The sequence below is a fragment of the Stenotrophomonas sp. 3(2025) genome, assembly GCF_052665395.1.
The window spans coordinates 108,231-133,896 of the sequence record NZ_JBQOIF010000003.1; the positions used below are offsets into that span (position 1 = coordinate 108,231).

Annotated in this window: 24 protein-coding genes; 18 read left to right on the top strand and 6 right to left on the bottom strand. The window is 67.8% G+C overall.

The features are described from left to right. Positions 1-20: 20 nt before the first annotated feature. From ACUXVE_RS03390 to ACUXVE_RS03425, 8 genes are all read left to right on the top strand, one after another. Positions 21-1,022, top strand: coding sequence for a TRAP transporter substrate-binding protein (locus ACUXVE_RS03390; RefSeq protein ID WP_445513827.1), 1,002 nt, complete (start codon positions 21-23; stop codon positions 1,020-1,022). Positions 1,023-1,032: 10 nt separating this feature from the next. Then, positions 1,033-1,566 carry a TRAP transporter small permease gene (locus ACUXVE_RS03395; RefSeq protein WP_445513828.1) on the top strand — a complete coding sequence of 178 codons (534 nt, stop codon included), beginning with the start codon at positions 1,033-1,035 and terminating at the stop codon, positions 1,564-1,566. A gap of 3 nt (positions 1,567-1,569) precedes the next feature. Next, complete coding sequence (locus ACUXVE_RS03400) at positions 1,570-2,853, top strand: TRAP transporter large permease (protein ID WP_025875489.1); 1,284 nt, start codon at positions 1,570-1,572, stop codon at positions 2,851-2,853. A 17-nt stretch (positions 2,854-2,870) separates the two neighbouring features. Next, complete coding sequence (locus ACUXVE_RS03405; RefSeq protein ID WP_445513829.1) at positions 2,871-4,460, top strand: family 43 glycosylhydrolase; 1,590 nt, start codon at positions 2,871-2,873, stop codon at positions 4,458-4,460. Between the two features lie 38 nt (positions 4,461-4,498). Then, positions 4,499-5,557, top strand: coding sequence for a LacI family DNA-binding transcriptional regulator (locus tag ACUXVE_RS03410; RefSeq protein WP_093820319.1), 1,059 nt, complete (start codon positions 4,499-4,501; stop codon positions 5,555-5,557). Positions 5,558-5,744: 187 nt separating this feature from the next. Then, positions 5,745-6,593: a 5-dehydro-4-deoxy-D-glucuronate isomerase gene (gene kduI / locus ACUXVE_RS03415; protein WP_445513830.1), complete on the top strand. Its 849-nt coding sequence runs from the start codon at positions 5,745-5,747 to the stop codon at positions 6,591-6,593. An 82-nt stretch (positions 6,594-6,675) separates the two neighbouring features. Continuing rightward, positions 6,676-7,431 carry a 2-dehydro-3-deoxy-D-gluconate 5-dehydrogenase KduD gene (gene kduD, locus ACUXVE_RS03420; RefSeq protein WP_033832661.1) on the top strand — a complete coding sequence of 252 codons (756 nt, stop codon included), beginning with the start codon at positions 6,676-6,678 and terminating at the stop codon, positions 7,429-7,431. Positions 7,432-7,533: 102 nt separating this feature from the next. Further along, complete coding sequence (locus tag ACUXVE_RS03425) at positions 7,534-8,631, top strand: GDSL-type esterase/lipase family protein (protein WP_033832844.1); 1,098 nt, start codon at positions 7,534-7,536, stop codon at positions 8,629-8,631. Positions 8,632-8,660: 29 nt separating this feature from the next. Here ACUXVE_RS03425 and ACUXVE_RS03430 read toward each other — a convergent pair whose 3' ends face one another. Both ACUXVE_RS03430 and phhA read right to left on the bottom strand, forming a co-directional pair. Beyond that, on the bottom strand, positions 8,661-9,311 hold the full coding sequence (locus ACUXVE_RS03430; RefSeq protein WP_222388053.1) for a DMP19 family protein: 651 nt from the start codon (positions 9,309-9,311) through the stop codon (positions 8,661-8,663). Positions 9,312-9,342: 31 nt separating this feature from the next. After that, positions 9,343-10,236, bottom strand: a complete 894-nt coding sequence (phhA, locus tag ACUXVE_RS03435; RefSeq protein ID WP_059063088.1) for a phenylalanine 4-monooxygenase — start codon at positions 10,234-10,236, stop codon at positions 9,343-9,345. 125 nt (positions 10,237-10,361) lie between these two features. On the opposite strand from phhA, the gene ACUXVE_RS03440 reads away from it, so the two are divergent. Beyond that, on the top strand, positions 10,362-10,844 hold the full coding sequence (locus ACUXVE_RS03440) for an Lrp/AsnC family transcriptional regulator (RefSeq protein ID WP_025875473.1): 483 nt from the start codon (positions 10,362-10,364) through the stop codon (positions 10,842-10,844). 107 nt (positions 10,845-10,951) lie between these two features. Beyond that, the gene (locus tag ACUXVE_RS03445; RefSeq protein ID WP_445513831.1) at positions 10,952-12,955 is read left to right on the top strand and encodes a hypothetical protein; all 2,004 of its coding nucleotides are present in this window, start codon (positions 10,952-10,954) and stop codon (positions 12,953-12,955) included. A gap of 27 nt (positions 12,956-12,982) precedes the next feature. Here ACUXVE_RS03445 and ACUXVE_RS03450 read toward each other — a convergent pair whose 3' ends face one another. Together ACUXVE_RS03450 and ACUXVE_RS03455 are read right to left on the bottom strand one after the other, a co-directional pair. Next, positions 12,983-13,975: a patatin-like phospholipase family protein gene (locus ACUXVE_RS03450; RefSeq protein WP_025875469.1), complete on the bottom strand. Its 993-nt coding sequence runs from the start codon at positions 13,973-13,975 to the stop codon at positions 12,983-12,985. Between the two features lie 164 nt (positions 13,976-14,139). Continuing rightward, positions 14,140-15,144 (bottom strand): TIGR00266 family protein, encoded by a 1,005-nt coding sequence (locus tag ACUXVE_RS03455; RefSeq protein ID WP_222388051.1) that lies wholly within the window; start codon positions 15,142-15,144, stop codon positions 14,140-14,142. A 160-nt stretch (positions 15,145-15,304) separates the two neighbouring features. On the opposite strand from ACUXVE_RS03455, the gene ACUXVE_RS03460 reads away from it, so the two are divergent. Next, a complete protein-coding gene (locus ACUXVE_RS03460) occupies positions 15,305-17,575 on the top strand; it encodes a TonB-dependent receptor (RefSeq protein ID WP_032978438.1) in 2,271 nt (756 codons plus the stop codon). 145 nt (positions 17,576-17,720) lie between these two features. On the opposite strand, the gene ACUXVE_RS03465 is transcribed toward ACUXVE_RS03460, so the two are convergent. Continuing rightward, a complete protein-coding gene (locus ACUXVE_RS03465) occupies positions 17,721-18,563 on the bottom strand; it encodes an acid phosphatase (protein WP_445513832.1) in 843 nt (280 codons plus the stop codon). 233 nt (positions 18,564-18,796) lie between these two features. Between ACUXVE_RS03465 and ACUXVE_RS03470 the strand changes: the two genes are divergently transcribed. Then, positions 18,797-19,675, top strand: coding sequence for a hypothetical protein (locus tag ACUXVE_RS03470; RefSeq protein ID WP_445513833.1), 879 nt, complete (start codon positions 18,797-18,799; stop codon positions 19,673-19,675). 11 nt (positions 19,676-19,686) lie between these two features. Then, positions 19,687-20,886 (top strand): DUF4785 domain-containing protein, encoded by a 1,200-nt coding sequence (locus ACUXVE_RS03475; protein ID WP_445513834.1) that lies wholly within the window; start codon positions 19,687-19,689, stop codon positions 20,884-20,886. Positions 20,887-20,932: 46 nt separating this feature from the next. Here the strand turns inward: ACUXVE_RS03475 and ACUXVE_RS03480 are convergent, their stop codons facing one another. Beyond that, positions 20,933-21,691 (bottom strand): ABC transporter ATP-binding protein, encoded by a 759-nt coding sequence (locus tag ACUXVE_RS03480; protein WP_445513891.1) that lies wholly within the window; start codon positions 21,689-21,691, stop codon positions 20,933-20,935. Positions 21,692-21,900: 209 nt separating this feature from the next. Here ACUXVE_RS03480 and ACUXVE_RS03485 point away from each other — a divergent pair, with 209 nt between their 5' ends. The 5 genes from ACUXVE_RS03485 (at position 21,901) to ACUXVE_RS03505 (ending at position 25,663) form a co-directional block, all read left to right on the top strand. Next, the gene (locus tag ACUXVE_RS03485; RefSeq protein WP_222388047.1) at positions 21,901-23,103 is read left to right on the top strand and encodes a DesA family fatty acid desaturase; all 1,203 of its coding nucleotides are present in this window, start codon (positions 21,901-21,903) and stop codon (positions 23,101-23,103) included. Then, a complete protein-coding gene (locus ACUXVE_RS03490) occupies positions 23,100-23,435 on the top strand; it encodes a hypothetical protein (RefSeq protein WP_445513835.1) in 336 nt (111 codons plus the stop codon). Before ACUXVE_RS03485 ends, ACUXVE_RS03490 begins: the two co-directional genes overlap by 4 nt. Before the next feature lie 43 nt (positions 23,436-23,478). Further along, entirely contained in the window at positions 23,479-24,129 is a 651-nt protein-coding gene (locus ACUXVE_RS03495; protein WP_445513836.1) for a hypothetical protein, read from the top strand. 85 nt (positions 24,130-24,214) lie between these two features. After that, positions 24,215-25,027 (top strand): bifunctional DNA-formamidopyrimidine glycosylase/DNA-(apurinic or apyrimidinic site) lyase, encoded by an 813-nt coding sequence (mutM, locus tag ACUXVE_RS03500; protein ID WP_222388045.1) that lies wholly within the window; start codon positions 24,215-24,217, stop codon positions 25,025-25,027. Between the two features lie 69 nt (positions 25,028-25,096). Next, a complete protein-coding gene (locus ACUXVE_RS03505) occupies positions 25,097-25,663 on the top strand; it encodes an ECF-type sigma factor (protein ID WP_222388044.1) in 567 nt (188 codons plus the stop codon). Positions 25,664-25,666: the final 3 nt, after the last annotated feature.

Below are 25,666 nucleotides of genomic sequence, written 5' to 3' on the forward strand. Positions count from 1 at the left end.
ACACGCGCGGGAGGGCGCAGATGATCACACGACGACATTTCCTGGCCGGCGGCGCTGCTGCGCTGGCCACCCCGATGCTCGCGGCCTGTGGCCGCGGGCCCGCCGATGCCATCGACGGCGGCCAGCTGCTGACGGCCACCGACGTGCACGTGGCCGACTATCCCACCGTGACCGCGGTGAAGTGGATCGGCGAAACCCTGCAGCGCGAAAGCAACGGTCGCCTGCGCCTGCGGCAATACCATTCGGGCCAGCTCGGCCGCGAATCGGAAGCGATCGACATGGCCCGTTTCGGTGCCATCGACATCACCCGCGTGTATGCCGGTGCATTGAACAACGCCTTCCCGCTCACCCAGGCGCTGTGCCTGCCGTACGTGTTCGAGTCGGTGGCGCACCAGCGCGCCGCACTGGATGGCGGCATTGCCGATGCGGTGCTGCGTGGCTTCGAGAGCCGCGACCTGGTCGGCCTGGCCATCTATGATTCCGGCGCACGCTGCTTCTACAACACCAAGCATCCGATCGTGCAGCCCAGTGATCTGCACGGGCTGAAACTGCGTGTGGCGTCCTCGGACATCTTCATCCAGCTGATGCGCCTGCTCGGCGCCAACTCGACGCCGATGTCGCTGGGCGATACGTTCTCCGGCATGGAGACGCACATGATCGATGGCGCCGAGAACAACATGCGCAGCTTCCATTCCAGCCGCCACTTCGAGGCCGCGCACTACTGGTCGCAGAGCGATCACTCGTATGCGCCGGACGTGCTGTTGATGTCGCGCGCCAGTTTCGAGCACCTGCAGCCGGCCGACCGCCAGCTGCTGCTGGAGACCGCGCGCGCCTCGGTGAAGGTGATGCGCGCGCAATGGGATACGTCCGAAGATGCCGCGCGCCGCGCGGTGCTGGCCTCGGGCGTGAAAGCCAACGAGGTGGACCTGCCCGCCTTCCGCGCCGCCGCCCAGCCGCTGCTGCAGCAGTACCTGCAGCAACCGGAGCTGGCTGCGCTGGTCGCCCGCATCCGTGCCGCCTGAGGACTCTGCCATGACCGAGACGACGATTTCCACCGGCCCCGGCCCCGGCCAACGCCTGCTGGACCGCATCGCCGACATCGCCATCCATGTTGCCGTGGTCGCGCTGCTGGGGCTGGTGGTGGTGCAGGGCTGGCAGGTGTTCGCCCGCTACGTGATCAACGATTCGCCCAGCTGGACCGAGCCGGTGACCCTGCTGCTGCTGGCCACCGCCATGAGCCTGGGCGCGGCCTGCGGCGTGCACACCAATCGCCACTTCGGCTTCTTCCTGCTGCACGCCTACATGGGCGCCGGCCTGCGCCGGGCGGTGGATGTGTTCATCCAGCTGGTGGTGGCCGTGCTGGGCGGCTTCATCGCGTTCTGGTCGGCCGACCTGCTGCTCGATGGAATGGACATCAAGACCGCAGGCGCCAACCTGCCGCAGAGCATCAATTACCTGCCGCTGGCCGTGGGCGGTGCGCTGATGCTGCTGTTCGCGCTGAACCGTGCGTGGAAAGCGCTGCATGCCACGGCAGCCGATGCCGACGACGCTGAAGGAGATCGTTGATCCATGGGCATCACCATCCTGTTCTCTGTTTTTGCCGCGCTGCTGCTGTTGGGCGTGCCGGTGGCCTACGCGCTGGCCGCCGCCGCGCTGGCCACCCTGCTCTACCTGGACATTCCCAGCATCGTGCTGGTCCAGCAGATCTCCGCCGGTACCGGTTCGGCCTCGCTGATCGCCATTCCACTTTTCATCTTCGCTGGCGAGATCATGATGCGCGGCGGCATCTCCGAACGCCTGATCGCCCTGGCGTCATCGCTGGTCGGGCGCATGCGCGGCGGCCTGGGCCAGGTCTCGATCCTGTCCTCGCTGTTCTTCGGCGGTGTATCCGGTTCGGCCATCGCCGATGTGTCGGCGGTGGGCGGTACGATGATTCCGCAGATGGTCAAGCGTGGCTACGACCGCGATTTCGCGGTCAACGTCAGCATCACCGCTGCGCTGGTGGCGCTGCTGGTGCCGCCGTCGCACAACCTGATCCTGTTCTCGGCCGCCGCCGGTGGTGGCCTGTCGATCGCCGACCTGTTCGCTGCCGGCATCGTACCGGCGCTGCTGATGACCTTGGCGTTGATGATCACCGGCTACGTGGTCGCGCGTCGCCGTGGCTATGGCGTGGAAGTGTTTCCGGGCTGGCGCGCGGTACTGCTGCGCATCGTCTCCGCCCTGCCCGGCCTGGGCCTGGTGGCGCTGATCTTCGTGGGTATCCGCGCCGGCATCTTCACTGCGGTGGAAAGCGCGGCCATCGCCGTGGTCTACGCCCTGCTGGTCACCACCGTGCTGTACCGGCAGCTGCGCTGGCGTGAGTTCTTCGACACCGTCATCCATGCCGCGCGCAGCACCGGCGTGATCCTGTTCGTGATCGCCACCGCGGCGGTGTTCGGCTGGCTGCTGGCCTACCTGCAGGTGCCTGCGGCGGCGGTGGACTTCCTGCAGTCGTTCGCGCACAGCCAGTTCATGGTGCTGCTGATGATCGTGGTGATGCTGCTGCTGCTGGGCACCTTCATGGACCTGGCACCGATGATCCTGATCTGCACGCCGATCTTCCTGCCGGTGGCCAAGGCCTATGGCATCGATCCGATCCACTTCGGCCTGGTGCTGGTGCTGACCGGTGGCCTCGGCCTGGTCACACCGCCGGTGGGCTCGGTGCTGTTCATCGGTACCGCCATCGGCAAGATCAGCGTCGGCCAGAGCATGCGCACGATCTGGCCGTTCTGGTTTGCCGCGCTGGGCGTGCTGCTGATCGTCACCTTCTTCCCGTCGCTGTCGCTGTGGCTGCCCGCCGCGCTGCGCGCCTGATGACCGGAGGAAATCCCATGACACCGACGCTGCACCGCACTGCTGCAACCGTCCTGCTCGGCCTGCTGCTGGCCGCGCTGCCTGCCCTGGCTGCCGAGCCCGCGCCCGCGCAGTGGAAGCGCGGCATCGAGCACCAGCGCCAGGGCGACCTTGGCAACGGTACCTTCCTCAACCCGGTGCTGGCCGGTGACAGGCCCGATCCGTCGGTGCTGAAGGACGGCGAGGATTACTACCTCACCCTGTCTTCGTTCGACGCCTACCCCGGCCTGCCGATCTGGCACTCGCGCGACCTGGTCAACTGGCAGCCGCTCGGCCATGCGATCACGCAGAACGTAGGTGCGATCTGGGCGCCGGACATCGTCAAGCACCAGGGCCGCTACTTCATCTACTTCCCGGCGCGCACCGGTGAGCGCCGCAGCAACTTCGTGGTCTGGGCCGATGACATCAAGGGCCCGTGGAGTGCGCCGATCGACATCGGCCTGGGCGGCTACATCGACCCCGGCCACGCGGTAGGCGAGGACGGCAAGCGCTACCTGTTCCTCAGCGGCGGCGACTACGTGCAACTGGCCGATGACGGCCTGAGCGTGGCGGGTACGCCCAAGCATGTGTACGACGGCTGGCGCTACCCGGAAAGCTGGGACGTGGAGGCCTACGCGCAGGAAGGCCCGAAGATCCACTTCCGCGATGGCTGGTACTACATGACCACTGCGGTGGGCGGCACCGCCGGCCCGCCGACCGGGCACATGGTGATCACCGCGCGCTCGCGCTCGATCCACGGCCCGTGGGTGAACGCGCCGAACAACCCGATCATGCGCACCCGGTCGGCCGCTGAACCATGGTGGTCGCGTGGCCACGCCACGGTGATCGAAGGCACCGACGGCCGCTGGTGGATGATGTACCACGGCTACGAGAACGGCTTCTGGACGCTGGGCCGGCAGGCGCTGCTGGAACCGATCGAATGGACCGCCGATGGCTGGTTCGTGGCCAAGGGCGGTGATCTCGGGCAGCCGCTGCGCAAGCCATCGGGCAGCGCGCTGGCGCCGCACGGCATGGCCCTGTCCGATGCTTTCACCGGCCGTACGCTGGGCCCGCAGTGGGCGTTCTTCAACCCGGCGCTGGATGAATACCGGCGCCTGCGCTTCAGCGGCGACGGCCTGGTGCTGCAGGGCAAGGGCAGCACGCCGCGCGACGCCTCGCCGCTGACCACCATTGCCGGTGACCCGGCCTACCAGTTCGAGGTGCAGATGGAGATCGCCCCCGGCGCGGTGGGCGGTGCCCTGCTGTTCTACAGCGACCGCCTGTATGTGGGCGTGGGCAGCAACGGCGAGCAGTTCGTCATGCACCGCTACGGCGAGGAACGCCCCACCCGGCTGGCGGCCAGCGCCAAGGGCGGCCGGCTCTGGCTGCGGGTGACCAACAACCGCCACATCGTCACCATCCATTCCAGTGCCGATGGCCAGACCTGGCAGAAGTATCCGGTTCAGATGGAAGTGTCCGGTTACCATCACAATGTGGCCGGCAAGTTCCTGGCACTGAAACCGGCCCTGTATGCGGCCGGCAACGGTGCGGTAACCTTCCGCAGCTTCCGCTATCGCGCGCTGGACTGAGCGCGCGCTGGAATCCCCAGGCTTATCGGGTTCACTACATGTCAGTGCGCAACAAGAACGATGCCGCTACGCCGGCATTGGCAAAGGGCAAGGCAGCCACGATCAACGACATCGCGCGACTGTCGGGTGTATCCAAGAAAACGGTTTCAAGGATCATCAACAACTCGCCGCTGGTGCGCAAGGACACGCGCGACAAGGTGGAAGCGTTGATGCGCGAAGTCGGCTACAGCCCCGACCCGCTGGCCCGTGGCCTGGCCTTCCGCCGCTCGTTCCTGATCGGCATGGTCTACGACAACCCCACCGCGCAGTACATCGTGGACATGCAGTACGGCGCGCTGGATGCGCTGCGTGGCTCCAGCTTCGAACTGGTGGTGCACCCCTGCGACAGCCGCAGCCCGGGCTACATCGATGGCGTGCGCCGCTTCGCCCAGCAGCAGAAGCTGCATGGGGTGATCCTGGTGCCGCGTGCATCCGAGGACCAGGCGCTGGCGGACATGCTGGACGAGATCGGCTGCCGCTTCACCCGCGTGGCTGCGCTGCCGCTGGATGAAACCTCGCAGATGGTGGTCACCCACGACCGCGATGGCGCCGCCGAAGCGGCCGACTACTTGCTTTCGCTGGGCCACCGTGACATCGCCCTGGTGACCGGCCCCAGTGCATACCGCTCGGCGCACGAACGCACCGCCGGCTTCATCGAGGCGCTGTCGCAGCGCGGCATCGAGCTGCCGAAGGATCGCATCATCGAGGCCGGCTACACCTTCGAATCGGGTGTGGCCGCCGCCGAGAAACTGCTGCTGGGCAAGCGCCGGCCGACGGCGATCTTCACCGGCAACGATGAAATGGCCGCCGGCATCTACAAGGTCGCGCTGCGTGCGGGCATCAACATTCCGCGCCAGCTGTCGATCGTCGGCTACGACGACAGCCCGCTGGCCTCGCGCCTGTGGCCGTCGCTGACCTCGGTGCGGCGGCATACCCGCGACACCGGCCGCACCGCTGCGGCCATGCTGATCCAGCCCGAAGGCCAGCCGGCGCTGCAGATCGCCAGCGTGCGCCCGCACCTGATCGTGCGCGATTCCTGCCAACCTCCCGAGGATTGATCCCGCAGGGATCAATCCTGTAGGTCACGACCATTGGTCGTGACACCTTTCACGTTGCCCCCCCTGCCGATGCCGTCCGACCCGCATCGTGCAGCGCAAAATGACACCGGTTTCCTGTCTGGCTAGAATCGACCGTGAACCGTGCCGGGGCCGAACCCATCGGCCCGCCCCCTGCTCTGGAGAAGCCATGTACTGCAAGACCCATTACGCCACCCATCCCGACGCCATCAAGGGCGCCAGCAACGATCAGCTGCGCGAGCTGTACCTGCTCGATGGCCTGTTCAACGCCGATGCGGTGACCCTGAAGTACACCCACTACGAGCGCTTCGTGCTGGGCGGTGCGGCGCCGGTCAATGGCCCGCTGTCGCTGCCGGCGCAGACCGAACCGGCGTCGGCCGCAGGCCATCCGTTCCTGGAGCGTCGCGAGCTGGGCATCATCAACGTCGGCAGCGGCACCGGTACGGTCACCGTCGATGGCACCGTGTACACGCTGGGGCCGAAGGATGGCCTGTACGTGGCGATGGGCAGCAAGGACGTCGTCTTCGCTTCGCAGGACGCCTCCAACCCGGCGCAGTTCTACCTGGCCTCGACCCCGGCGCATGCGCGCTTTGAAACCAGGCAGCTGTCGATCAAGGACGCGGTGGCACTGGATCGCGGCGCGCTGGAAACCAGCAACGAGCGCACCATCTACCAGTACATCGTGCCGGCCACCTGCCAGTCCTCGCAGCTGCTGCTGGGCCTGACCGTGCTCAAGCCGGGCAGCGTCTGGAACACCATGCCGCCGCACCTGCACGACCGCCGCAGCGAGGTCTATTTCTACTTCGACCTGGGCGACAGCGACCGCGTCTACCACTTCATGGGCGAGCCGGACGCACAGCGCCACATCGTCATCCAGAACAACGAAGCGGTGGTGTCGCCGCCATGGTCGATCCACATGGGCGCGGGCACCAGCAACTACGCCTTCATCTGGGCGATGGGTGGCGAGAACCTGGATTACACCGACATGCACGTGCTGGACATCTGCCAGCTCAAGTAAGCGCCGGGCGGCCACCGCGCACGCCGTGCCGGTGGCCACCTGCCCCGCATCACGCACGCCTCTACCAAGGAACGCATACGCAATGACCAATCCCTTCAGCCTGGAAGGAAAAGTCGCTCTGGTAACCGGTGGCAATACCGGCCTGGGCCAGGGCATCGCAGTGGCGCTGGCTGCCGCAGGCGCCGATGTCGCCGTGGCCGGCATCGCCCCGCCCACCGAAACCATCGAGAAGATCACCGCGCTGGGCCGCCGCTGCCTGGCGGTGGAAGCCAACCTGATCAGCATCGAGCCGGTCGAGCGCGTGGTGCGCGAAACCCTTGAGGGCCTGGGCGGGCTGGACATCCTGGTCAACAACGCCGGCCTGATCCGCCGCGCCGACGCGGTGGACTTCAGCGAGCAGGACTGGGACGACGTGATGAACGTCAACATCAAGTCGGCCTTCTTCATCTCGCAGGCCGCCGGCCGCCATTTCATCGCCCAAGGCAGCGGCAAGATCATCAACATCGCCTCGATGCTGTCGTTCCAAGGCGGCATCCGCGTACCGTCGTACACCGCCAGCAAGAGCGGCATCGCCGGCATCACCCGCCTGCTGGCCAACGAGTGGGCGGGCAAGGGCGTGAACATCAACGCGATCGCACCGGGCTACATGGCCACCGACAACACCGCCGCGCTGCGCGCCGACCAGGACCGCAACAAGGCGATCCTCGAGCGCATTCCGGCCGGCCGTTGGGGTACGCCGGAAGATCTGGCCGGCGCGGCGGTGTTCCTGGCCTCGTCGGCGTCGGATTACATCAACGGTGCGGTGCTGCCGGTCGATGGTGGCTGGCTGGCGCGGTAATGCTTGGTTTTCGGTAGTGCCGGCCACTGGCCGGCATTTCCACCGACGCTCAACGCATCCATGAAGTTGCCGGCCAGCGGCCGGCACTACCGGGGCCCGGCCATGCGCAAGCTGTTGTTGCTGTTGCTGCTGTCGAGCGCCGCCGCGCATGCGGCGCCGGTGCGATTGTTCATTGCCGGTGACTCCACTGCGGCCGAATACGGGCCCGAGCGTGCGCCGCAGGCCGGGTGGGGCCAGGCGCTGCAGAGCTACCTGGATCCGGCGCGCTTCGAAGTGCGGAACCACGCCAAGGGGGGGCGCAGCACGCGCAGCTTCATCGACGAAGGACGCCTGGATGCCATTGGGCGCGAACTGCGTCGTGGCGATGTGCTGCTGATCCAGTTCGGCCATAACGATGCGAAGTTCGAAGATCGAACGCGCTACACCGATCCGGACAGTGACTACCCGCGGATGCTGATGCGCTACGTGCAGGTGGCGCGTGACAAGGGTGCCACGCCGGTGCTGGTCACGCCGGTGGCACGGCTGCTGTACGACTTCGGTTCGCTGCTGGATACGCACGCGCGTTACACGTTGGCGATGCAGCAGCTGGCCACACGCGAGCACGTTGCACTGATCGATCTCAATGACCGCAGCATGCGCTGGATCCGGGCGCTGGGAGAGCAGGGTGCACGCCCGTACTTCCTGTTCGTGCCGGAACAGCACAAGGCCGACGGCACCCACTTCAGCGTGGCCGGCGCCAACGCGGTGGCGTGCCTGGTGCTGCGCGAGGCGGTGCAGGTTCTGCCGGCGCTGCAGCCTGCACTGGTGCGCGATATCGACTGTGATGTGATGGGGGTGGGGCAGGGCGGCGATCCTGCGCGTGCCTCGCAGGTGGTGCACGAAGACACGCTGGCGCGCGCGCAACCGGGCCCACATGGCGGCGCCGGGCCGACCACGGCGTACCCGTTCTTCGCCGATGCGCAGGGCCTGCCGTTCGTGCTGCGCAAGCGCGTGCTGCACAAGGGCGCGGGCATCGGCCTGCATCCGCAGCACAAGGATGAGATCTACTACATCGTGAGCGGGCAGGGCAGCTATGTGCTGGATGGAAAACAGCACGACGTGCGTGCGGGGCATGCGCTGCTGACGCGCAAGGGCAGCAGCCATGCGCTGCAGCAGGTGGGTGATGAGGATCTGGTGGTGCTGCTGGCGTATCCGCGGTAACTGAAACGCAGCCGAGCGTGCGCTCGGCTCTACAACGGCTCCGGGCCGAAATGCTTCAAACCCAGTCGGGCCAGATCTTCCGGGCGGGCGTAATAGTCGTCATCGAACGCCTCCAGCGCCTGCTGCTCGTCCTCACTCATCGCGCCATACAGGTCGGTCAGTTCCTTGATCGCCGGGTCGTCTTCCAGTCGATCGAGCAGCCCGCGCATGCCGGCCAGGATCGCGTGCGTCTGCACTGCCCCCATCGCCTGCAATGCACGCAGTGCCAGCTGGCAGGTGGGGTCGCCCCAGTTGCACAGGAACTGCATGAAGCCGCCGTTGTTGATGTCCGCTTCCATCCGCCACAGCGCCACCAGCTGCTGGTCTTCATCGGACAGTGCATCGAGCGACCATGCGGCCGCCTTCAGGCGCGCCAGCGCGGCTTCATAGCGGTCATCCCACACCTGGTTCGGAACATCGACCACGCCGCGTTCCTGCGCCGGCAGCAGCGCGGGCCAGTTCACGCCCAGCCCATCGGTCGTGAGCACCCACTGCGCGCGCTGTTCAGCCGTGGCCTCGAACAGCGCAGGCGCCCAGCGCAACGGCTGCCGGGTGCGGCGGCCGTCGGCCAGGGTCAACAGGATGAAGTCGTCATCGAAGCTGATGTCGATGACACGCAGGGAAGCGAAAGCGTCGGTCATGCGGGTCAGGATAGCGGACCCGCCTGTGGGCTCACACGTCGCCGCCGTCGGCCCAGCCCTCGCCCGTGCCGGCCTGGAACACGCGATCCTCAGCCTGCACATCGCCCGCCGGCAGGTGCGCCTGGTCGGCCAGCGCGGCATAGATCGGGGTGAAGTCCGGCGACGTCGCCTGCATCAGCTGCTCGAAACTGTCGATGACGAAGTAGGTCTTCTGGAAGGTGTCGATGCGGTAGCGCGTGCGCATGATCCGCTGCAGGTCGAAACCGATGCGGTTCGGTGCGGCGGACTCAAGCGAGTACAGCGATTCGCCCTTCGACGAGACGATGCCGGCACCGTAGATGCGCATGCCTTCGGGCGTGTCGATCAGGCCGAACTCCACCGTGTACCAGTACAGGCGGGTCAGGTTCTGCAGCGCCTCCGGGCCGATCGCATGTGCTTTGACGCCGCCGCGGCCGTAGGCCTCCATGTAGTTGGCGAACACCGGGTTCATCAGCAGCGGCACGTGGCCGAACAGGTCGTGGAACAGGTCCGGTTCGGCGATGTAGTCGATCTGGTCGGGGCGGCGGATCCACCACGTCACCGGGAAGCGGCGGTTGGCCAGGTGGTCGAAGAAATCCAGTTCCGGCAGCAGGCCTTCCACGCCGACCAGGGTCCAGCCAGTGGCCGCGCCCAACACTTCATTGAGCTGGTCGAAGCGCGGGATCATGTGCGCGCTCATGCCCATCTCGTCCTGCGCATCCAGGAACTCCTGGCAGGCGCGGCCGACCAGCAGTTCGCGCTGGCGCTGGTACAGCGTGCTCCAGGTGGCGTGGTCGTCGGCGGTATAGGTGTCCCACGGCTGCTCGACGAGCGCGGTGGTATACACCGGCACGTAGCCCTTGTCGGTCTGCTGGTGTTCGACGCGGCGGGGCTGGGCGAGGTCCATGGAAGACTCCTTGACGGGATACCCACGATGCTAGGGCAGGGGGCGCGCAACAGGGTTGCAAAAGTTGCGCGGATTGACCTTGTTGGCGCAATATCCTTGCGTACTCACCATGTTGCGGGGCAACAATGGCCGGAGAAGTCCAGTTCGATCGCACGGATATACGTCTGCTGGCTGAAATCCAGCGTGATGGTCGCGCCACCAACGCGGAGCTGGCGACGCGGGTGAACCTGTCGCCGTCGGCCTGCCTGCGCCGCCTGCAGCGGCTGGAAAGCGAAGGAGTGATCGTCGGCTATGGCGCGCGCCTGGAGCCACGCCGGCTCGGTCTGGGGCTGCAGGCGTTCGTGCGCGTCCAGCTGGAAAAGCATGACCAGGCTGCGATCGGGCACTTCGTCGACAGCGTGCAGGCCTGGGATGAAGTGGTGGCCTGCCACGCCCTGACCGGCGACATGGACTATCTGCTGCATGTGTATGTGCGCGATCTGGAGCACTTCTCGCGTTTCCTGCTGGACAGGCTGCTCAACGCCGGTGGCGTGGCCGATGCCAATTCCAGCTTCGTGCTGCGCACGGTGAAGGGTTTCCAGGCATTGCCGTTGTCGCAGCTGGAATGAACCGGCGGCCGCGGTGATGTTTGACGGCGCGCGTGCGCTGGCCGAGCATCGTGGCCCGCGGCGGCCGTGCACATGCAGGCCGCGCAGTGATTCCCTCTGGCTCCGGCATGTCTGATACCCCATTCCCGACGTCTTCCCCGTTGTTCCTTCCGCTGCGCGAGCAGAGCCTGCTGCGGCACCTGAGCGAAGGCACGCCGCCGGACACACCGCTGGAGCAGGCCGGCCTGCTGGTGGCCATGCTGTGCCGCCGGCAAAGGCCACCGGCCACCCAGCTGCAGCGGTTGCTGCACGACGCCTGTGCGCTGTTCGCCGCCGATGATGGCCCTGCTGCGCAGGCGCAGCTGGCGGCCAGCGCTGGACAGGACGCGCGGGCGCTGGAGGCGTGGCTGGGCGTGCTGGCCGCGCAGGACGTGCTGCTGGCACCGGACGAGGTGATGGAGGCGGTGCTGGCTGTATCGCCGGATGCGTATCCCGGCGCGGACTTCCAGGCGGCGTGCAGGATCACCCTGGAAGAGCACACGATCCACTTTCCGGCGACATCGCTGGCCGAAGGCGATGACGAAGACGCCGGCGATGACGAACAGACAACGCATGCAACCCAGCACAACGGCCTGTTCACTTCCGAACAGGCACGCGTGCTGCGTGCGATCGCGGCCAATCCCGATGAATTGATCGACCTGCAGGCCTATGCCGGCACCGGCAAGGGCCATCTGGTGCTGGCGCTGCTGCAGGCTCGCCCGGGCCGTTATACCTACGTGGCGCCCACGCGTGGCCAGGTCGAGGCATTCCGCGCGCGGCTGCCGGCCGACGCCGGCACGCGCCTGCTGACCCAGATCGAGTTCGCCAATTCGATCGCCCGTCATGCCGCCGCCAACGGCCTGACCGGTGGCTTCGTACCGACCTACCGGCAGAGCACGCTGACCCTGCGCGAGGCGGCCGCCCGCCTCGGCCTGCCGGCCATCGGTGCACGCCGGCCGGACCAGGTCCTGATGATCGCCCTGGACGCCATCAACCGGTGGTGCGCGTCGTCAGCGCCGAGCCTGCAGGCCTGGCATTTCCAGCGCTCGCTGGGCGCAGCGCAGCTGGAAGCCACGCCGTTCATCGCGGCCGCGGAGTTCGTCTGGCGTTGCATGTTCGATCCGGTGGTGCAGAAGGGTGGCTGCCTGCGCCTGGATGCCGGACACATCGGCAAATGGCTGGCCCTGCGTGCCGTGCCGCTGCCAGCGTCGCTGGGCATGGTGCTGGTCGATGAGGCGCACGATCTCAGCCCTGCATGGAAACAGCTGCTGGCCACCCACGCGCCCGGCGTGGTCAGCCTGGGCGATCCGCATCAACGGCTGAGCGGACGCGTACAGCGCTGGTCATCGGCGAAAACGCTGGAGATGCACCAGTCGGTGCGGCAAGGGCGGCAGGTCGATGCGCTGGTCAACCAGTCACTGGCGCTGGACGATCTCGGCGAGCCGGCGCCTTTCGTGGGCGCCAGCGACCGCGCCACCGGCCTGCGCCGCTATGACGACTGGTCGGCGGTGCCCAGCACCGGCGCCCGCCTGTACGGCAGCCTGTGGCGGATGCTGCTGGAAGCCAACGCGCTGGTCGCGCGCGGCGCGCGCGTGCATCTGCATCCTGCGTCGCGGCAGGCGCTGTTGAAAGAGGTGGACGGCCCGATCGACGCCTGGCGCAGCGCCGCCGCTGGCGGCCCCGGACAACGCTGGGAAAGCTTCGTGCAGGTCTGTGCCAAGCGTGGACAGGCGGACATCCCCGCGCTGTTTGCCGGTGGCTTCGATGCTGCGGCGTTGCAGCGCCTGCTCGGGCAACTGGTCGATGCGGACGAGGCCAGCGTCGTGCTGTGCCTGGCCCAGCACGCCAAGAACCTGCAGTTCGCTACCGTGTCCATGGCGCCGTGCTGCTTCGACAGCGGCCATGATGCGCGCGCGCTGCACAGCCCGGTGCGCGCGGCCTACGTGGCGATCACCCGTGCCCGGCAACAGCTGTGGCTGCCGGGGGACGCGATGGAGCAGTTGCAGCTGAGCGCACAGCGGCATGACCGGGCGGTGGATGAGCGGCGCCGGCAGCGACGCCTGGCCAGTGGTTACCCACCACCGCGGCGCTGACCGCGGCGGCCGTTCAAGCGCCGCGCGTCAGCACTTTTCCTTGCGGCCCATCAGCTTGCCCAGGCGCGAAGGCTCGTCGCACTTGGGCGCAGCCACCGGTGCCGGTGCCAATGCGGCGGCGCGGGCCTTCTGCAGCTGCTGGATCTTGGCGCGGATCTGCGGCATCGCCGCCATCGCGGCCTTCTCGCCTTCCAGGATTGCCGTGCCACGCTGGCTGAAATCGGCAGCACCGATGTCCAGCACCTTCGGCCGGATCACGATGTCGGCGCGTGCCAGTTCCTGCTCGCCCAAGCGCTGGCCCATGATCGAGATCGACTGGTTGACGATGCCGAGCATGCCGGTCGGTGCCTTGCCGCTGGCCTTGCTGGAGATGTCCACGGCGATCACGAACTCGGCACCGAGCTGCCGTGCGGCATCCACCGGCACCGGGCTGACCACGCCGCCGTCGATGTAGTTGCGGCCACCGATCTTCACCGGCTCGAACACGCCGGGGATGCTGCTGGAAGCGCGTACCGCCTGGCCGACGTTGCCGCGCACGAAGATCGAACGCTCGCCTGTTTCCAGCTGGGTGGCGACGGCGGCGAACGGCTTTTTCAGGCGCTCGGCCGGGCGGTTGGCCACCTGTTCGTTGACGTAGTCCTGCAGCTTCTGGCCCTGCACCAGGCCACCGGAGAACAGGCGCACGTCGCGGATGCTGGCTTCGTCCAGCGCCACCGCCTTGCTCTGCATCTGGAAGGCGTCCATGCCGCTGGCATACAGGGCGCCGACCACGCTGCCGGCACTGGTGCCGGACACCACCACCGGTTCGAAGCCATTGGCCTCGAGCATCTTGATCACGCCGATGTGCGCAAAGCCCTTGGCCGCGCCGCCGCCGAGCGCGATGCCGATCTTCACCGGCTTGGCCTGCGGAACCACGGTGGGCTGCGCGGGCGGGGTGGGGCGGACCTCTTCACCACCGCAACCGGCCAGCAGGCCGAGCAGGGCGACGGACAGCAGCACGCGGGGGCGGAACAGGCTCATCGGCAGTGCGCTCGCGGCGCCGGATTCAGGAAAGGGCGCCAGCATACCGAACGCACAAAATTCGTGGGTAGCGCCGGGCCATGCCCGGCGGATGGTTCAGCTGCCGCTGTGCTCGCCGTGCATGGCCCGGCGCTACCGATGCGATGTGGGATACCGACGGCTGGTCAGCCCAGCAGCGAACTCTCGCCGCGGCTCTTGCCGCCGCCCTGCGGCGCGGCCATCCACATGCGGCCGGCCAGGCGCGAGAACGGCAGCGACTGCAGCCAGACCTTGCCTGGCCCGGTCAGGGTGGCCAGGAACACGCCCTCGCCACCGAACAGCACGCTTCGGATGCCTTTGACCCGGCGCACGTCCATGTCCACGGTCGGGTGGTAGGCGACGATGCAGCCGGTATCGACGTCCAGGCGTTCGCCGGCGGCCAGCTCACGCTCGACCACGCAGCCGCCGGCATGGATGAACACCCAGCCATCGCCTTCAAGCTTCTGCATGATGAAGCCCTCGCCGCCGAACAGGCCGGTCATGATCTTGCGCTGGAACTGCACGCCGATCTGCACGCCGCGCGCGCCCGCCAGGAAGCTGTCCTTCTGGCAGATCAGGCGCCCGCCGTGCTGGTCCAGCTTCATCGCCAGCACGGTGCCGGGATAGGGCGCGGCGAAAGCGACCTTGCCGCGGCCCTGGCCGGTCTGCGTGTAGACGGTGGCAAACAGGCTTTCACCGGTCAGCACGCGCTTGCCGGCCGCCATCACCTTGTCCATGAAACCGCCACTCTGGCCGCTGCGCGCGCCGCCGCCGAAGACGGTGTCCATCTGCACCGAGGCATCCTTGAACATCAGCGCGCCGGCCTCGGCCACCGCGCCTTCGCCGGGATCCAGCTCGATTTCCACGAACTGCATTTCATGGCCGACGATGCGGAAGTCGATGCGGTCGGCGCGGCCACCGGTTGACGCTGCTGCGGCTGCAGGGGTGACTGCAGGCATCGGCGGCGGAGCCGCGGTGCCGGTGCCGGCCTGCTGCATCGCGGCGATTTCGGACACCGATGTCCACCCTGTCATGCCCTGGCACCACGCCAGCGCGCGCGGATTGGCCTGGGCGAAGCGGCGCGCAGCCTCCTCGTCGAACGGACCTACACGGTCGGCCTGGCCGGGAGCATGGAAGTACCACTGGGTCATCGCAGCAGGTCCGTTGCGGGGGGAAAACCCCGAGTCTAGCGGCAGCGTCCGGCGGCGCGCGAGGCGGCCATGAACGATCGGCATTTGCGAGGGAGGTGCTGTATTGCAACAATTATCTGGTAGCGCCGTTTTACCACCCCTCCAAACACAGCCTACCGCCATGTCTCCGACCCGTACTTCCCGTGGCCGCTCTCCGGTCGCGCGCCCGCTCGTTGTCGCTCTTTCCGCCCTGCTGCCGCTGGTAGCAGCCGCCCAGGAAACCCCCGCCGCCAAGGATCCGGTCGCCCTCGATGCGCTGCAGGTGACGGCACAACGTCGTGTCGAGAACGCCAAGGACGTGCCGGTTGCGATCAGCGCGATCCAGGGCGAAAAGCTCGACGTGCTCGGTTCGGCGGGCGATGACATCCGCTTCCTTGCTGCGCGCGTGCCGAGCCTCAACATCGAGTCGTCCTACGGCCGTGCCTTCCCGCGCTTCTACATCCGCGGCCTGGGCAACACCGATTTCGACCTCAATGCATCGCAGCCGGTCTCGCTGGTGTACGACGATGTGGTGCAGGAAAGCCCGCTGCTGAAGGGCTTCCCGCTGTTCGACCTGGCCGGCGTGGAAGTGCTGCGCGGCCCGCAGGGCACCCTGTTCGGGCGCAACACCCCGGCCGGCGTGGTCAAGTTCGATTCGGCGCGGCCGTCGCAGGATGCCGATGGCTACGTGCGCGTGGGCTACGGCAGCTACAACAGCTGGAACGTGCAGGGCGCCTACGGCGGCCCGCTGACCGACCGCTGGTCCGCACGCGTGTCGGCCATCTACCAGCGTCGAGACGACTGGGTCGACAACACCCGTGCCGGTGCGCCCAACAGCGGTTTCGAAGGCTATGACGAAGCTGCCGGCCGCGTGCAGTTCCTGTACGAAGGCGATGACTTCGAAGCGCTGTTCAACCTGCACAAGCGCAAGCTCAACGGCACCGCGCGCCTGTTCCGCGCCAACATCATCGAGAAGGGCGGCAACGCGCTGGTCGAGAACTTCGACCGCGACAAGGTCGCCAACGACGGCGTCAATTTCTCCGACCTGGAAACCTGGGGCGGCAGCGCGCGCCTGCAGTGGAACCTCGGTTCGGTGACCCTGCATTCGATCACCGGCTACGAGACCGCCGAATCGCTCAACCGCGGCGACATCGACGGTGGCTACGGCGCCGCGTTCCTGGGTGCAGGCAACTCCGGCCCGGGCCTGATTCCGTTCTCGTCCGAGTCGGCCGACGGCCTGCCGCACCACCGCCAGTGGACCCAGGAATTCCGCGTGGAATCCAACGAATGGGGCCGCTTCGACTGGCAGGCCGGCGTCTTCTACTTCGATGAAGACGTCACCATCAACAACTTCAACTACGACTCGCTGACCCCGGGCAACCCGCAGACCGGCCACGTCGTGCAGCAGCAGCGCAACAAGGCATGGGCGGTGTTCGCCTCGGGCGACTTCGATGTCACCGACCGCTTCAAGCTGCGTGCCGGCGTGCGCTATACGCAGGACAAGAAGGACTTCAGCGCCAGCGTGCTGCAGGCCGTGCCGTTCGGCACCCCGGTCAGCGGTCCGTACCTGGCCAACACCGACGTCAACGACGTCAGCTGGGATGTCAGCGGCGTGTACAAGCTGACCGACAACGTCAATGCCTACGCACGCGTGGCCAAGGGCTTCCGCGCACCGTCGATCCAGGGTCGCCTGGCGTTCGCACCGGGCCTGTCGCAGGCCGATTCGGAGAAGGTGATTTCGTACGAAGCCGGCATCAAGGCCGACCTGTTTGAACGTCGTGCGCGCCTGGGCTTCAGCGTGTTCCGCTATGACGTGGACGGCCAGCAGCTGATCGCCGTCGGTGGCACCAACAACACCGCCACCCTGCTCAACGCCGACAAGACCATCGGCCAGGGCGTGGAGCTGGACCTGGAAGCCTACCTGGCCGACAACGTGCTGCTGACCTTCGGCAGCAGCTACAACGACACCGAGATCAAGGACAAGAACCTGGCGGTGGCGGTCTGTGGCGGCGGCTGCACCATCACCGACCCGACCACGGTCATCAATGGCGGCACCTACGCGCTGGTCAACGGCAATCCGCTGCCGCAGGCACCGAAGTGGATCCACAACGCGACCCTGCGCGTGGGCTTCCCGCTCAGCGATGGCAGCGAGCTGTATGCCTACACCGACTGGGCCTACCGCAGTGCGGTCAACTTCTTCATCTACGAGTCGCCGGAATTCCGCGGCCGCAGTTCGCTGGAAGGTGGCCTGCGCCTGGGTTACAACTGGGATTACGGCCAGTACGACGTGGCCGTGTTCGGCCGCAACCTGACCAACCAGACCCGGGTGGTCGGCGCGATCGACTTCAACAACCTGACCGGCTTCCTCAACGAGCCCCGTACCTGGGGCGTGGAGTTCACCGCGAAGTTCTGATGCGGTTGCAGCAGTAATGCAATGACGAAGGGCCGGCGCAATGCCGGCCCTTCTGTATTTCGCGTCCGCCGGGCATGGCCCGGCGCTACCCATGCGTCGCGCCCGGTAGCGCCGGGCCATGCCCGGCGAGCGCAGCGGCGGTGGATTACAAGGCGCTCTGCGGGCGCACCTTCAGCACGGCGTTCTCGGTGGCGCAGTCGTGGCTGGAATGCAGGCCGGCCTTGCGCGCAGCAGCGATCTCCCTGCGCGCGGCAAGCAGGTCGCTGTTGAACGCCGCGTTGTCATGCAGGCGGGCCACGGCGGCGGCGCCCATGAAGCGGCCTTCGAGGATGTCGCTCTGCCAGTGCACGTTGCACACCAGGCGGCTCTCGCCGTAGTTGCGGCCGCGCGCCTGGATGGCATCGGCGCGGTCCGGTGCGATCTCCGACAGGATCAATGCCCATGCCCAGCCGATCGAGGTGTGGCCGGACGGATAGGAGCCGTTGCTGCGCAGCCCCTCCTCATCCTTCGGCGAGCAGGTCGGCTCACCGTTGACCATGAACGGACGCGGGCGCTGGTACGTGTTCTTGGCAGCCTTGGTGGCAGCACTGGCGTCGATCCGGCTGCGCTCCAGCAGGCGATACAGGGCCGGGGTCTTCACTGCATCCACGTCGATGTCGGCGGCGCAGGAAAAATGGTTGGCACCTTCCGGAAAGCCAAGTTCGGCATCGACGCCGGCCTGGGCGAAACGCGGGCTGCCGCGCAGCGCACGTGCCTCGCGGCTGACCTGCTCGTCCAGCGCAAAGGCCGCCGAGCCAGCGGCCGGTGGTGCCGGCACCAGATCGATGCTGGCCGGCACTGCGGTCTTGTCCAGGTAGCCCACGGCCTTGGTGGTGACGTTGGCTTCGACGGCGGTCGGTTTGCTGGTGGTGGTGGCGGCGCAGCCGGCCAGCGACAACGCGATGGCCAGGCCCAGCAGCGGCCGGGCAGGGGGGAGGATCGACGACATGGGCAGACTCGGGCAGGGAACTCGCCGGCCATGATCGCAGCCTCGATTGCCGGCCGCAGCGTCCATCGGTCATACGGCCAGACCCGGCATGGTCCCGCTGCACTGGATGAAAACGGTCATCAATTGTCGGCAATCTGCTGAATCCGGGCGCAGCGCACGGACTTTCACGCGCTGCCGCCATGAGCATCAGGTCACAGCCGGGCCGGGGGGATCCGCTGAAAGGGAGAGACGCGATGCGCAGCACCGCAACAGGAAGTACCGTTCTGGCCCTGCTCCTTGGGGTGGCGACCGTACCGGCGCAGGCCGCCGATGTGTACGGCGTCGCCTTCGTCCACGGCACCGGCGCGCAGACCAATGCCACGCAGGACTACTGGCAGCCGGCGATCATCGACACCGTCCGCCAGGGCCTGCCGAACAGCAGCAACTACGTGGTCATCAACTGCGACTTCACCCAGTACATGTGGAAGCCGGAAGCGGCCGGCTGCCTGGCCAACCAGCTCACCGGCTTCATCGACAGCCGGGGCATCACCCAGCTGGTGGTGATCACCCATTCCAACGGCGGCAACGTGATGCGCTGGATCCTGTCCAATCCCACCTACGACAGCCGCTACCCGAAGATCATCAACCGGCTGCGCAAGGTCACTGCGCTGGCGCCCTCCTCGGCAGGTACGCCGCTGGCCGACGCCGTGCTCAACGGCAACACCTTCGAGACCTCGCTGGGCTGGCTGCTGGGCTACAAGAACGATGCCGTGCGCATGCAGCAGGTGGGACACATGGCCACCTACAACGCGCAGAACCTGTACGGCACCGCCGGCCGCCCGGCCCTGCCCAGGCCGTTCCGCGCAGTGGTCGGCAGCGATGTCGAATCGGCGGTGTGGGACAGCAACAGCTACTGCGGCGGCTACTCCGCCAATGTCGGCCTGGAGTTCACCCAGAACTGGCTGTCGTCGTGCTCGGACGGTTTCCTGGAGTGCAGCAGCCAGAAGGCGGCCGGCACGCTGTGGTTCACCGACAAGGCGCGTACCCAGGGCGCCGAGCCGCTCAGCCACAACCAGAGCCGCCGTGAGTGCTTCGGCCTCGGCAGCCTCCTGCGCAACGACCTGACCCAGTGAGGGAGATGACCATGACGATCCATTCCACCTTGCTGGCTGCCGCCGTGCTGGCGGTCCTTTCCACTGCATCGGCGCAGGCCGCGCAGCCGCTGCGTGTTGCCGCTGGCGACCAGATTCCCGCCGGCCTGGTTGCCGCGCCGCTGCCTGCCGATGAAAGCGAGCACGCGCCGCTGGCCTTCGCCTGGGCACTGGACCCGGCACAGCCACTGCAAACTCCCGGTCCCCAGGCTGCGATCAGCCGCAGCTACTGGCAGCAGGTCGACGCTGCCGAACTGCAGCGCGGCCTGGAGCTGCCCCTGAGCGCACCGGATGCGGTGATCCAGCTCAGCCCGGCGCCGGGCGCGCGCGCGCTGCCGGCAAGCTCGCTGCAGGTACGTGACCCGGCGGGGCGCAGCAGCGTCGCGCGCAGTGTCGATGCACGCCAGCTGCAGGATGCGGGCATGCCGGTCGGCGATGGCAGCAGCATGCTGCGCACCGGTACCACCAGCGCGGCCGGTGTTTACCGCCTGCAGAGCGCGCAGGCGCAGGGCCGCTATGTGGTGCAGGTGCTGGAGCCCAACAGCCCGCTGCGGTTGGAAGTGCAGGCCAGCCAGACGCAGGTGCTGGCCGGAGGCAACGTCCAGCTGCAGGCGCGTCTGCTGGAAGACGGTGCCAGCGCGGCGACGTTGCGCACACGGCGTGACAGCCTCGGCGGCGAAGCGCTGCTGGTTGCACCCGATGGCCGCAGCTGGCCGCAGCGGTTGCTGCGCACCACCGATGGCAGCCTGCGTGCACAGGTAAGGATTCCGGCCGAGGCCAGCAACTCGCAGGGTTTGTGGGAACTGCAGGTGTTCGCCCAGGCTGACGGCGTGCTGCGCGATGGCAAGGTCGCCTTCGCAGTGGCCAGGCCGACTGCCCGCTTCGTCGGCCAGGCCATGCCCGATCCCTCCAGCCGCCAGGTCAGCCTGCCGTTGCAGGTGGCCGCCGCCGGCCGCTACGAGGCGCGCGGCACCCTGTATGCCACCGCAGCCAACGGCCAGTTGCAGCCGGTGGCGCAGGCGCATGCCGCAGCGTGGTTCGATGGCCCGGGCCGCGGCGCGCTGGTACTGCCCTTCGACCAGGCCGCGTTGCCTGCCGGCTTCGGTGCGCCCTATGAACTGCGCGACCTGCAGCTGCAGGACCAGAGCCGGATGGCGCCCATCGAGTCGCGCGCGCTGGCGTTGCGGTTCTGAAGCAGGGCGTGGCGGGCCGGACGTCCGGCCCGCCACAGACGCGGTGTCACCCCGCGTACGCGGTCAGCCGTCCTTCCTGTTCCACCACCGTGATCGCGCCGCCGAACACGGCCGACAGCGGTTCGTCGCGCAGCAGCTCGGCGCGCGCTCCATCGGCCACCACGCGGCCGTCGCGCAGCAGCACCACGCGCTCGATCTCGGGAATCACTTCCTCGATGTGGTGGGTGACCAGCACCAGGGTGATGCCCTGCTGCGCAAGCACGCGCATGGTGGCGATCAACTGCTGGCGGGCTACCAGGTCCAGCCCGGTGGAGGGTTCATCCAGCAGCAGCGCCTGCGGCCGGTTGACCAGCGCGCGGGCGATCAGCACGCGGCGGGTCTCGCCGGCCGACAGTTCGGCGTAGGCACGTTCGCGCAGGCCCGACGCACCGGTCATCGCCAGCGTCTCGTCCACCCGCGTGCGCATATCGGCGGTGACTTCGCGGAAGGCCGGCACCACGTAGCTGGCGAAGAACCCCGACAGCACCGCCTGCTCCACCGTCAGCCCCGGCATGTCGGCCAGGTTGCTGCTGAGGTCGCCGGTGACGATGCCCAGCTGCGAACGCAGCCGGTCGACCTGCCAGCGGTTCTGCCCCAGCACCTTCACCGCCACCGTGCCGTCGGCCTGCGCCAGCGGGTACAGCTCGCGGGTGATCAGCTTGATGAAGGTGGACTTGCCACAGCCATTGGGGCCGAGCAGGGCGGTGTGCTGGCCCTGCGCGATGCGCAGGCTCAGCCCGTGCAGGACTTTCACCTGCCCGCGCATCACGCTGGCGCGGTCCAGTTCGATCAAGGGTGGCAGGTCCCCGGCGGACGGGGCTGCGGCGCGGGTGCGCGGATCAAGGCTCGACAACACGGGTCCCCAACTGTGAACGAAGCCACGGAATGGCGCTGCCAATCCAGCGGTGCGAGGTGCAGTTTGCAACGCAAGCGCCCATGATGTCTTCCATACCCGTGTTGCTCTGGAGCGCCGCCATGCCTGATGCCCTGATGTCCTTGCTGACCGGTGGCGTACTGGGCCTGGGCTGGTGGCAGCTGGCCCTGGTGCTGCTGGTCTTCACCCAGCTCACGATCTTCTCGGTCACCCTCTACCTGCACCGCAGCCAGGCGCACCGGGGCGTGGACTTCCACCCGGTGGTCGCGCACTTCTTCCGCTTCTGGACCTGGCTGACCACCTCGATGATCACCAAGGAGTGGGTGGCGATCCATCGCAAGCACCACGCCAAGGTGGAAACCGAGGACGACCCGCACAGCCCGGTTACCCGCGGGATCGGCCAGGTGTTCTGGCGCGGCGTGGAGCTGTACCGCCAAGCACGCGGCATGCGCGAGGACATCGAACAGTACGGTCGCGGCACTCCGGACGACGCGATCGAGCGCCGCCTCTACACCCCGTATGCAACCCTCGGCCCGGTGCTGCTGTTTGCCATCAACACGGTGCTGTTCGGCCTGCCGGGCGTCGCCCTGTGGGCGATCCAGATGGCGTGGATCCCGTTCTGGGCCGCCGGCGTGGTCAATGGCCTGGGCCACTGGTGGGGCTATCGCAACTACGAGTCGGCCGACACCTCCACCAACCTGACGCCGTGGGCGTTCTGGATTGGTGGCGAGGAACTGCACAACAACCACCATGCGTTCCCCAGCTCGGCGCGCTTTGCGATGCGGCGCTGGGAATTCGACATCGGCTGGAGTGCGATCCGCCTGCTGCAGGCATTGCGCCTGGCCAAGGTCCTGCGTGTCGCGCCGGCCATGGACGTGCGCCCGAACATCGCCGTGCCCGACGCCGATACCCTGAAGGCACTGCTGTCGCATCGCTTCCAGGCGATGACCGACTACCAGCGCAACGTGTTCATGCCCGCACTGCGCGAAGAAGCGCGATACGCGGGTGCCAAGCTGCGCCGGTTGCTGCCGCGCCGGCTGCGCCGTGGCCTGGTCAACGACGGCCGCTGGTTGAAGCCGGACAGCCGCGCCCAGCTCAGCGAATGGGTCGCCCAGCGCCCGCGCATCCGCACCCTGGTGGACTACCGCGCACGCCTGGCGACGCTGCTGGAAGCACGCGGCCACGATGCCGCCGAGCGCCTGCGTCAACTGCAGGCCTGGTGCCGCGAGGCCGAGGAAAGCGGCATTGCCGCGCTGCAGGCCTATGCCGCGCGACTGAAGGGCTACACCCTGGTGGGCGGATGAGGGCTGCGCTGACGGCATTGCTGCTGGCCGCCGTGTGCGCACCTGCCGTGCAGGCCCAGGTCAGCGACACTGCCAGCTACCTGCAGCGCATGGACAGCGATGGCGACGGCAGGGTCAGTGAAGCCGAGTACCTGCAGTGGATGCTGTACGCCTTCGATCGCATGGACCGCAATGGCGATGGCGTGCTGACCGCCGACGAACTGCCCGGCGGCAAGGGCAGGGCCATCACCCGCCAGCAGCAGCGGCAGGTGATCATGCAGCGCTTCCACAAGCAGGACGCCAACGGTGACGGGTTCCTGGATGCACGGGAACTGGCTGCACCGCCGCGCTGAGCGGCGATCATGACGGTCGTACCGCTGCAAGGAAAACCCCGCCATGGATGACCGCATCGACGATGAACTGATGGAGGAGTGGGCGGCATTCTGCGCTGGACGCAGCGAGCAGGAGGACTGGTATTTCTCCGGCCTGCTGCAGGGTGTGACCGGGCCGGAGATGCTGGCCGCGGTGTTCGCAACGTTCCCGCATGCCGATGAACTGCGTGCGCGCGCACTGGACGTGCTCGGTGCCGGTCACTGGGGCGACCACCTGTACCTGCAGCCGGCCCACGTGGGCGATACGCAGGCGTTGGCCCGCGCCGCGCGCGCCTGGCTGGATGAGCTGGCCAGGGTGGCGGGTGCTGCCGGCGAGCCCGCGCTGCAGGCGACGTTGCGCGATGTGCCGGTGGTCGAAGCCCCCGCCGACCGTCTGCAGGCGGCCTGGAGCGGGTCGGGGCCAGCGGCCTACCTGCACGATGTCATCTGCGATGAGGTGCGCCAGGCGCGTACGCTCGACGGCCCGCAGATGAACGCACTGGACGAGGCGCTGTACCACCTTGCCTCCGATCTCTACCTGGGCTGGTACATCGCCCAGCCGCTGGCCCCGGCCTCGGTCGACTTCGGGCCCTATCTGGCGTTCTGGCGGCTGGGTGGGCGTGGTGCATTGGTGGAAGGTGCCTTCCTGGTCGAAGCGCCCGCCGCGGACGTGTAGGGCGCCTCAGCCGCTGCCCAGCGCATCGCCCTGTAGCGCCGGGCCATGCCCGGCGGCGTCGCGTGGTGGGGCGTAGAATCGTCCCATGCCCGAACTGCCCGAAGTAGAAACCACCCGCCGTGGCCTGGCGCCACACCTGCAGGGCCGCCGCGTGCACGGGGTGATCCTGCGCCGTGCCGACCTGCGTTGGCCGATTCCAGCGGAAGTGGCCGAGCTGCTGCCCGGCCAGCGCATCGAAGAGGTGCGCCGCCGCGCAAAGTACCTGCTGCTGGATACCGCCATCGGCAGCGCCGTGCTGCACCTGGGCATGTCCGGCAGCCTGCGCGTGCTGCCCGGCGACACCCCGTTGCGCGCGCATGATCATGTGGACATCAGCCTGGACAACGGCCGCCTGCTGCGCTTCAACGACCCGCGCCGCTTCGGCAGCCTGCTCTGGCAGCCGGCCGGCGAGATCCACCCGCTGCTGCAGGGGCTGGGCCCGGAGCCGCTGGACGATGCCTTCGACGGCGACTACCTGTTTGCCCGCAGCCGCGGCCGCAGCGCACCGGTGAAGACTTTCCTGATGGACCAGGCGGTGGTGGTCGGGGTGGGCAACATCTATGCCGCCGAGAGCCTGTACAAGGCGGGGATCAGCCCGCTGCGCGAGGCCGGCAAGGTCACCCGCGAGCGCTATCGGCGGCTGGCCACGGCAGTGAAGCAAACGCTGGACTACGCCATCACCCGCGGCGGCACCACCCTGCGCGATTTCATCAGCCCCGACGGCGCGCCGGGCTACTTCGAGCAGGAACTGCTGGTCTATGGCCGCGATGGCCTGCCGTGCCCCGGCTGCGGCCGCCCGCTCAAGCACGCCATGATCGGCCAGCGGGCAAGCGTGTGGTGCAGCCGCTGCCAGCGCTGAACGTCTTCATGCGCTGCACACGCGCAGCGCTATAGTCCAGCCGACATCCGCTGCGGGGGAGCGTTGGCGATGGACGAAGGCCCGGATATCACCGTATGGCTGGATGCTGCGCGCGGTGGCGACCGCGCCGCGCTCGACCGCGTGCTGACCACCCTGTACCAGGAACTGCACAGCATGGCCCGGCGCCAGCTGGCCGGGCAGCAGGGACGCACCCTGGATGCGACCTCGCTGGTCCACGAGTCCTACCTGAAACTGCTGGGCAGCCGCGGTGCGGCGCGCTTCGAGGACCGTGCGCACTTCTTCGCCTATGCGGCGTCGGCGATGCGCAGCGTGGTCGTCGATTACGCGCGCAACCGGCTGGCGCGCAAGCGCGGTGGCGACCTCAAGCGGGTGGCCGAGATTCCCGAGAACAGCAGCAGCGGCGTGCGCCTGGACGAGGATCTGCTGGCCCTCGATGTTGCATTGGAACGCCTGCAGGCCGTCGATGCGCACCTGGCCAGGGTGGTGGAGCTGCGCTACTTCGCCGGCTTGTCCGAACTGGAGATCGCCGAACTGAGCCAGCGCTCGGAGCGCAGCATCCGTCGCGACTGGCAGAAAGCGCGGCTGTTCCTGCTGGCCGCGATGCGCAGCGACTGACCC

Excerpts from the sequence above, each read along its gene's own strand:
- ACUXVE_RS03390 (WP_445513827.1), top strand. The coding sequence starts at position 21 with ATGATCACACGACGACATTTCCTGGCCGGCGGCGCTGCTGCGCTGGCC.
- ACUXVE_RS03450 (WP_025875469.1), bottom strand. The coding sequence starts at position 13,975 with ATGAGCCTGTTCCGCCCCCGCGTGCTGCTGTCCGTCGCCCTGCTCGGC.
- ACUXVE_RS03470 (WP_445513833.1), top strand. The coding sequence starts at position 18,797 with ATGCGCAGCACCGCAACAGGAAGTACCGTTCTGGCCCTGCTCCTTGGG.
- kduD (WP_033832661.1), top strand. The coding sequence starts at position 6,676 with ATGACCAATCCCTTCAGCCTGGAAGGAAAAGTCGCTCTGGTAACCGGT.
- kduI (WP_445513830.1), top strand. The coding sequence starts at position 5,745 with ATGTACTGCAAGACCCATTACGCCACCCATCCCGACGCCATCAAGGGC.
- ACUXVE_RS03405 (WP_445513829.1), top strand. The coding sequence starts at position 2,871 with ATGACACCGACGCTGCACCGCACTGCTGCAACCGTCCTGCTCGGCCTG.
- ACUXVE_RS03430 (WP_222388053.1), bottom strand. The coding sequence starts at position 9,311 with ATGACCGACGCTTTCGCTTCCCTGCGTGTCATCGACATCAGCTTCGAT.
- ACUXVE_RS03400 (WP_025875489.1), top strand. The coding sequence starts at position 1,570 with ATGGGCATCACCATCCTGTTCTCTGTTTTTGCCGCGCTGCTGCTGTTG.
- ACUXVE_RS03465 (WP_445513832.1), bottom strand. The coding sequence starts at position 18,563 with ATGTCGTCGATCCTCCCCCCTGCCCGGCCGCTGCTGGGCCTGGCCATC.
- ACUXVE_RS03445 (WP_445513831.1), top strand. The coding sequence starts at position 10,952 with ATGTCTGATACCCCATTCCCGACGTCTTCCCCGTTGTTCCTTCCGCTG.
- ACUXVE_RS03485 (WP_222388047.1), top strand. The coding sequence starts at position 21,901 with ATGCCTGATGCCCTGATGTCCTTGCTGACCGGTGGCGTACTGGGCCTG.
- ACUXVE_RS03495 (WP_445513836.1), top strand. The coding sequence starts at position 23,479 with ATGGATGACCGCATCGACGATGAACTGATGGAGGAGTGGGCGGCATTC.
- ACUXVE_RS03480 (WP_445513891.1), bottom strand. The coding sequence starts at position 21,691 with ATGCGCGGGCAGGTGAAAGTCCTGCACGGGCTGAGCCTGCGCATCGCG.
- ACUXVE_RS03490 (WP_445513835.1), top strand. The coding sequence starts at position 23,100 with ATGAGGGCTGCGCTGACGGCATTGCTGCTGGCCGCCGTGTGCGCACCT.
- ACUXVE_RS03505 (WP_222388044.1), top strand. The coding sequence starts at position 25,097 with ATGGACGAAGGCCCGGATATCACCGTATGGCTGGATGCTGCGCGCGGT.
- ACUXVE_RS03395 (WP_445513828.1), top strand. The coding sequence starts at position 1,033 with ATGACCGAGACGACGATTTCCACCGGCCCCGGCCCCGGCCAACGCCTG.
- ACUXVE_RS03440 (WP_025875473.1), top strand. The coding sequence starts at position 10,362 with ATGGCCGGAGAAGTCCAGTTCGATCGCACGGATATACGTCTGCTGGCT.
- mutM (WP_222388045.1), top strand. The coding sequence starts at position 24,215 with ATGCCCGAACTGCCCGAAGTAGAAACCACCCGCCGTGGCCTGGCGCCA.
- phhA (WP_059063088.1), bottom strand. The coding sequence starts at position 10,236 with ATGGACCTCGCCCAGCCCCGCCGCGTCGAACACCAGCAGACCGACAAG.
- ACUXVE_RS03455 (WP_222388051.1), bottom strand. The coding sequence starts at position 15,144 with ATGACCCAGTGGTACTTCCATGCTCCCGGCCAGGCCGACCGTGTAGGT.
- ACUXVE_RS03460 (WP_032978438.1), top strand. The coding sequence starts at position 15,305 with ATGTCTCCGACCCGTACTTCCCGTGGCCGCTCTCCGGTCGCGCGCCCG.
- ACUXVE_RS03475 (WP_445513834.1), top strand. The coding sequence starts at position 19,687 with ATGACGATCCATTCCACCTTGCTGGCTGCCGCCGTGCTGGCGGTCCTT.
- ACUXVE_RS03410 (WP_093820319.1), top strand. The coding sequence starts at position 4,499 with ATGTCAGTGCGCAACAAGAACGATGCCGCTACGCCGGCATTGGCAAAG.
- ACUXVE_RS03425 (WP_033832844.1), top strand. The coding sequence starts at position 7,534 with ATGCGCAAGCTGTTGTTGCTGTTGCTGCTGTCGAGCGCCGCCGCGCAT.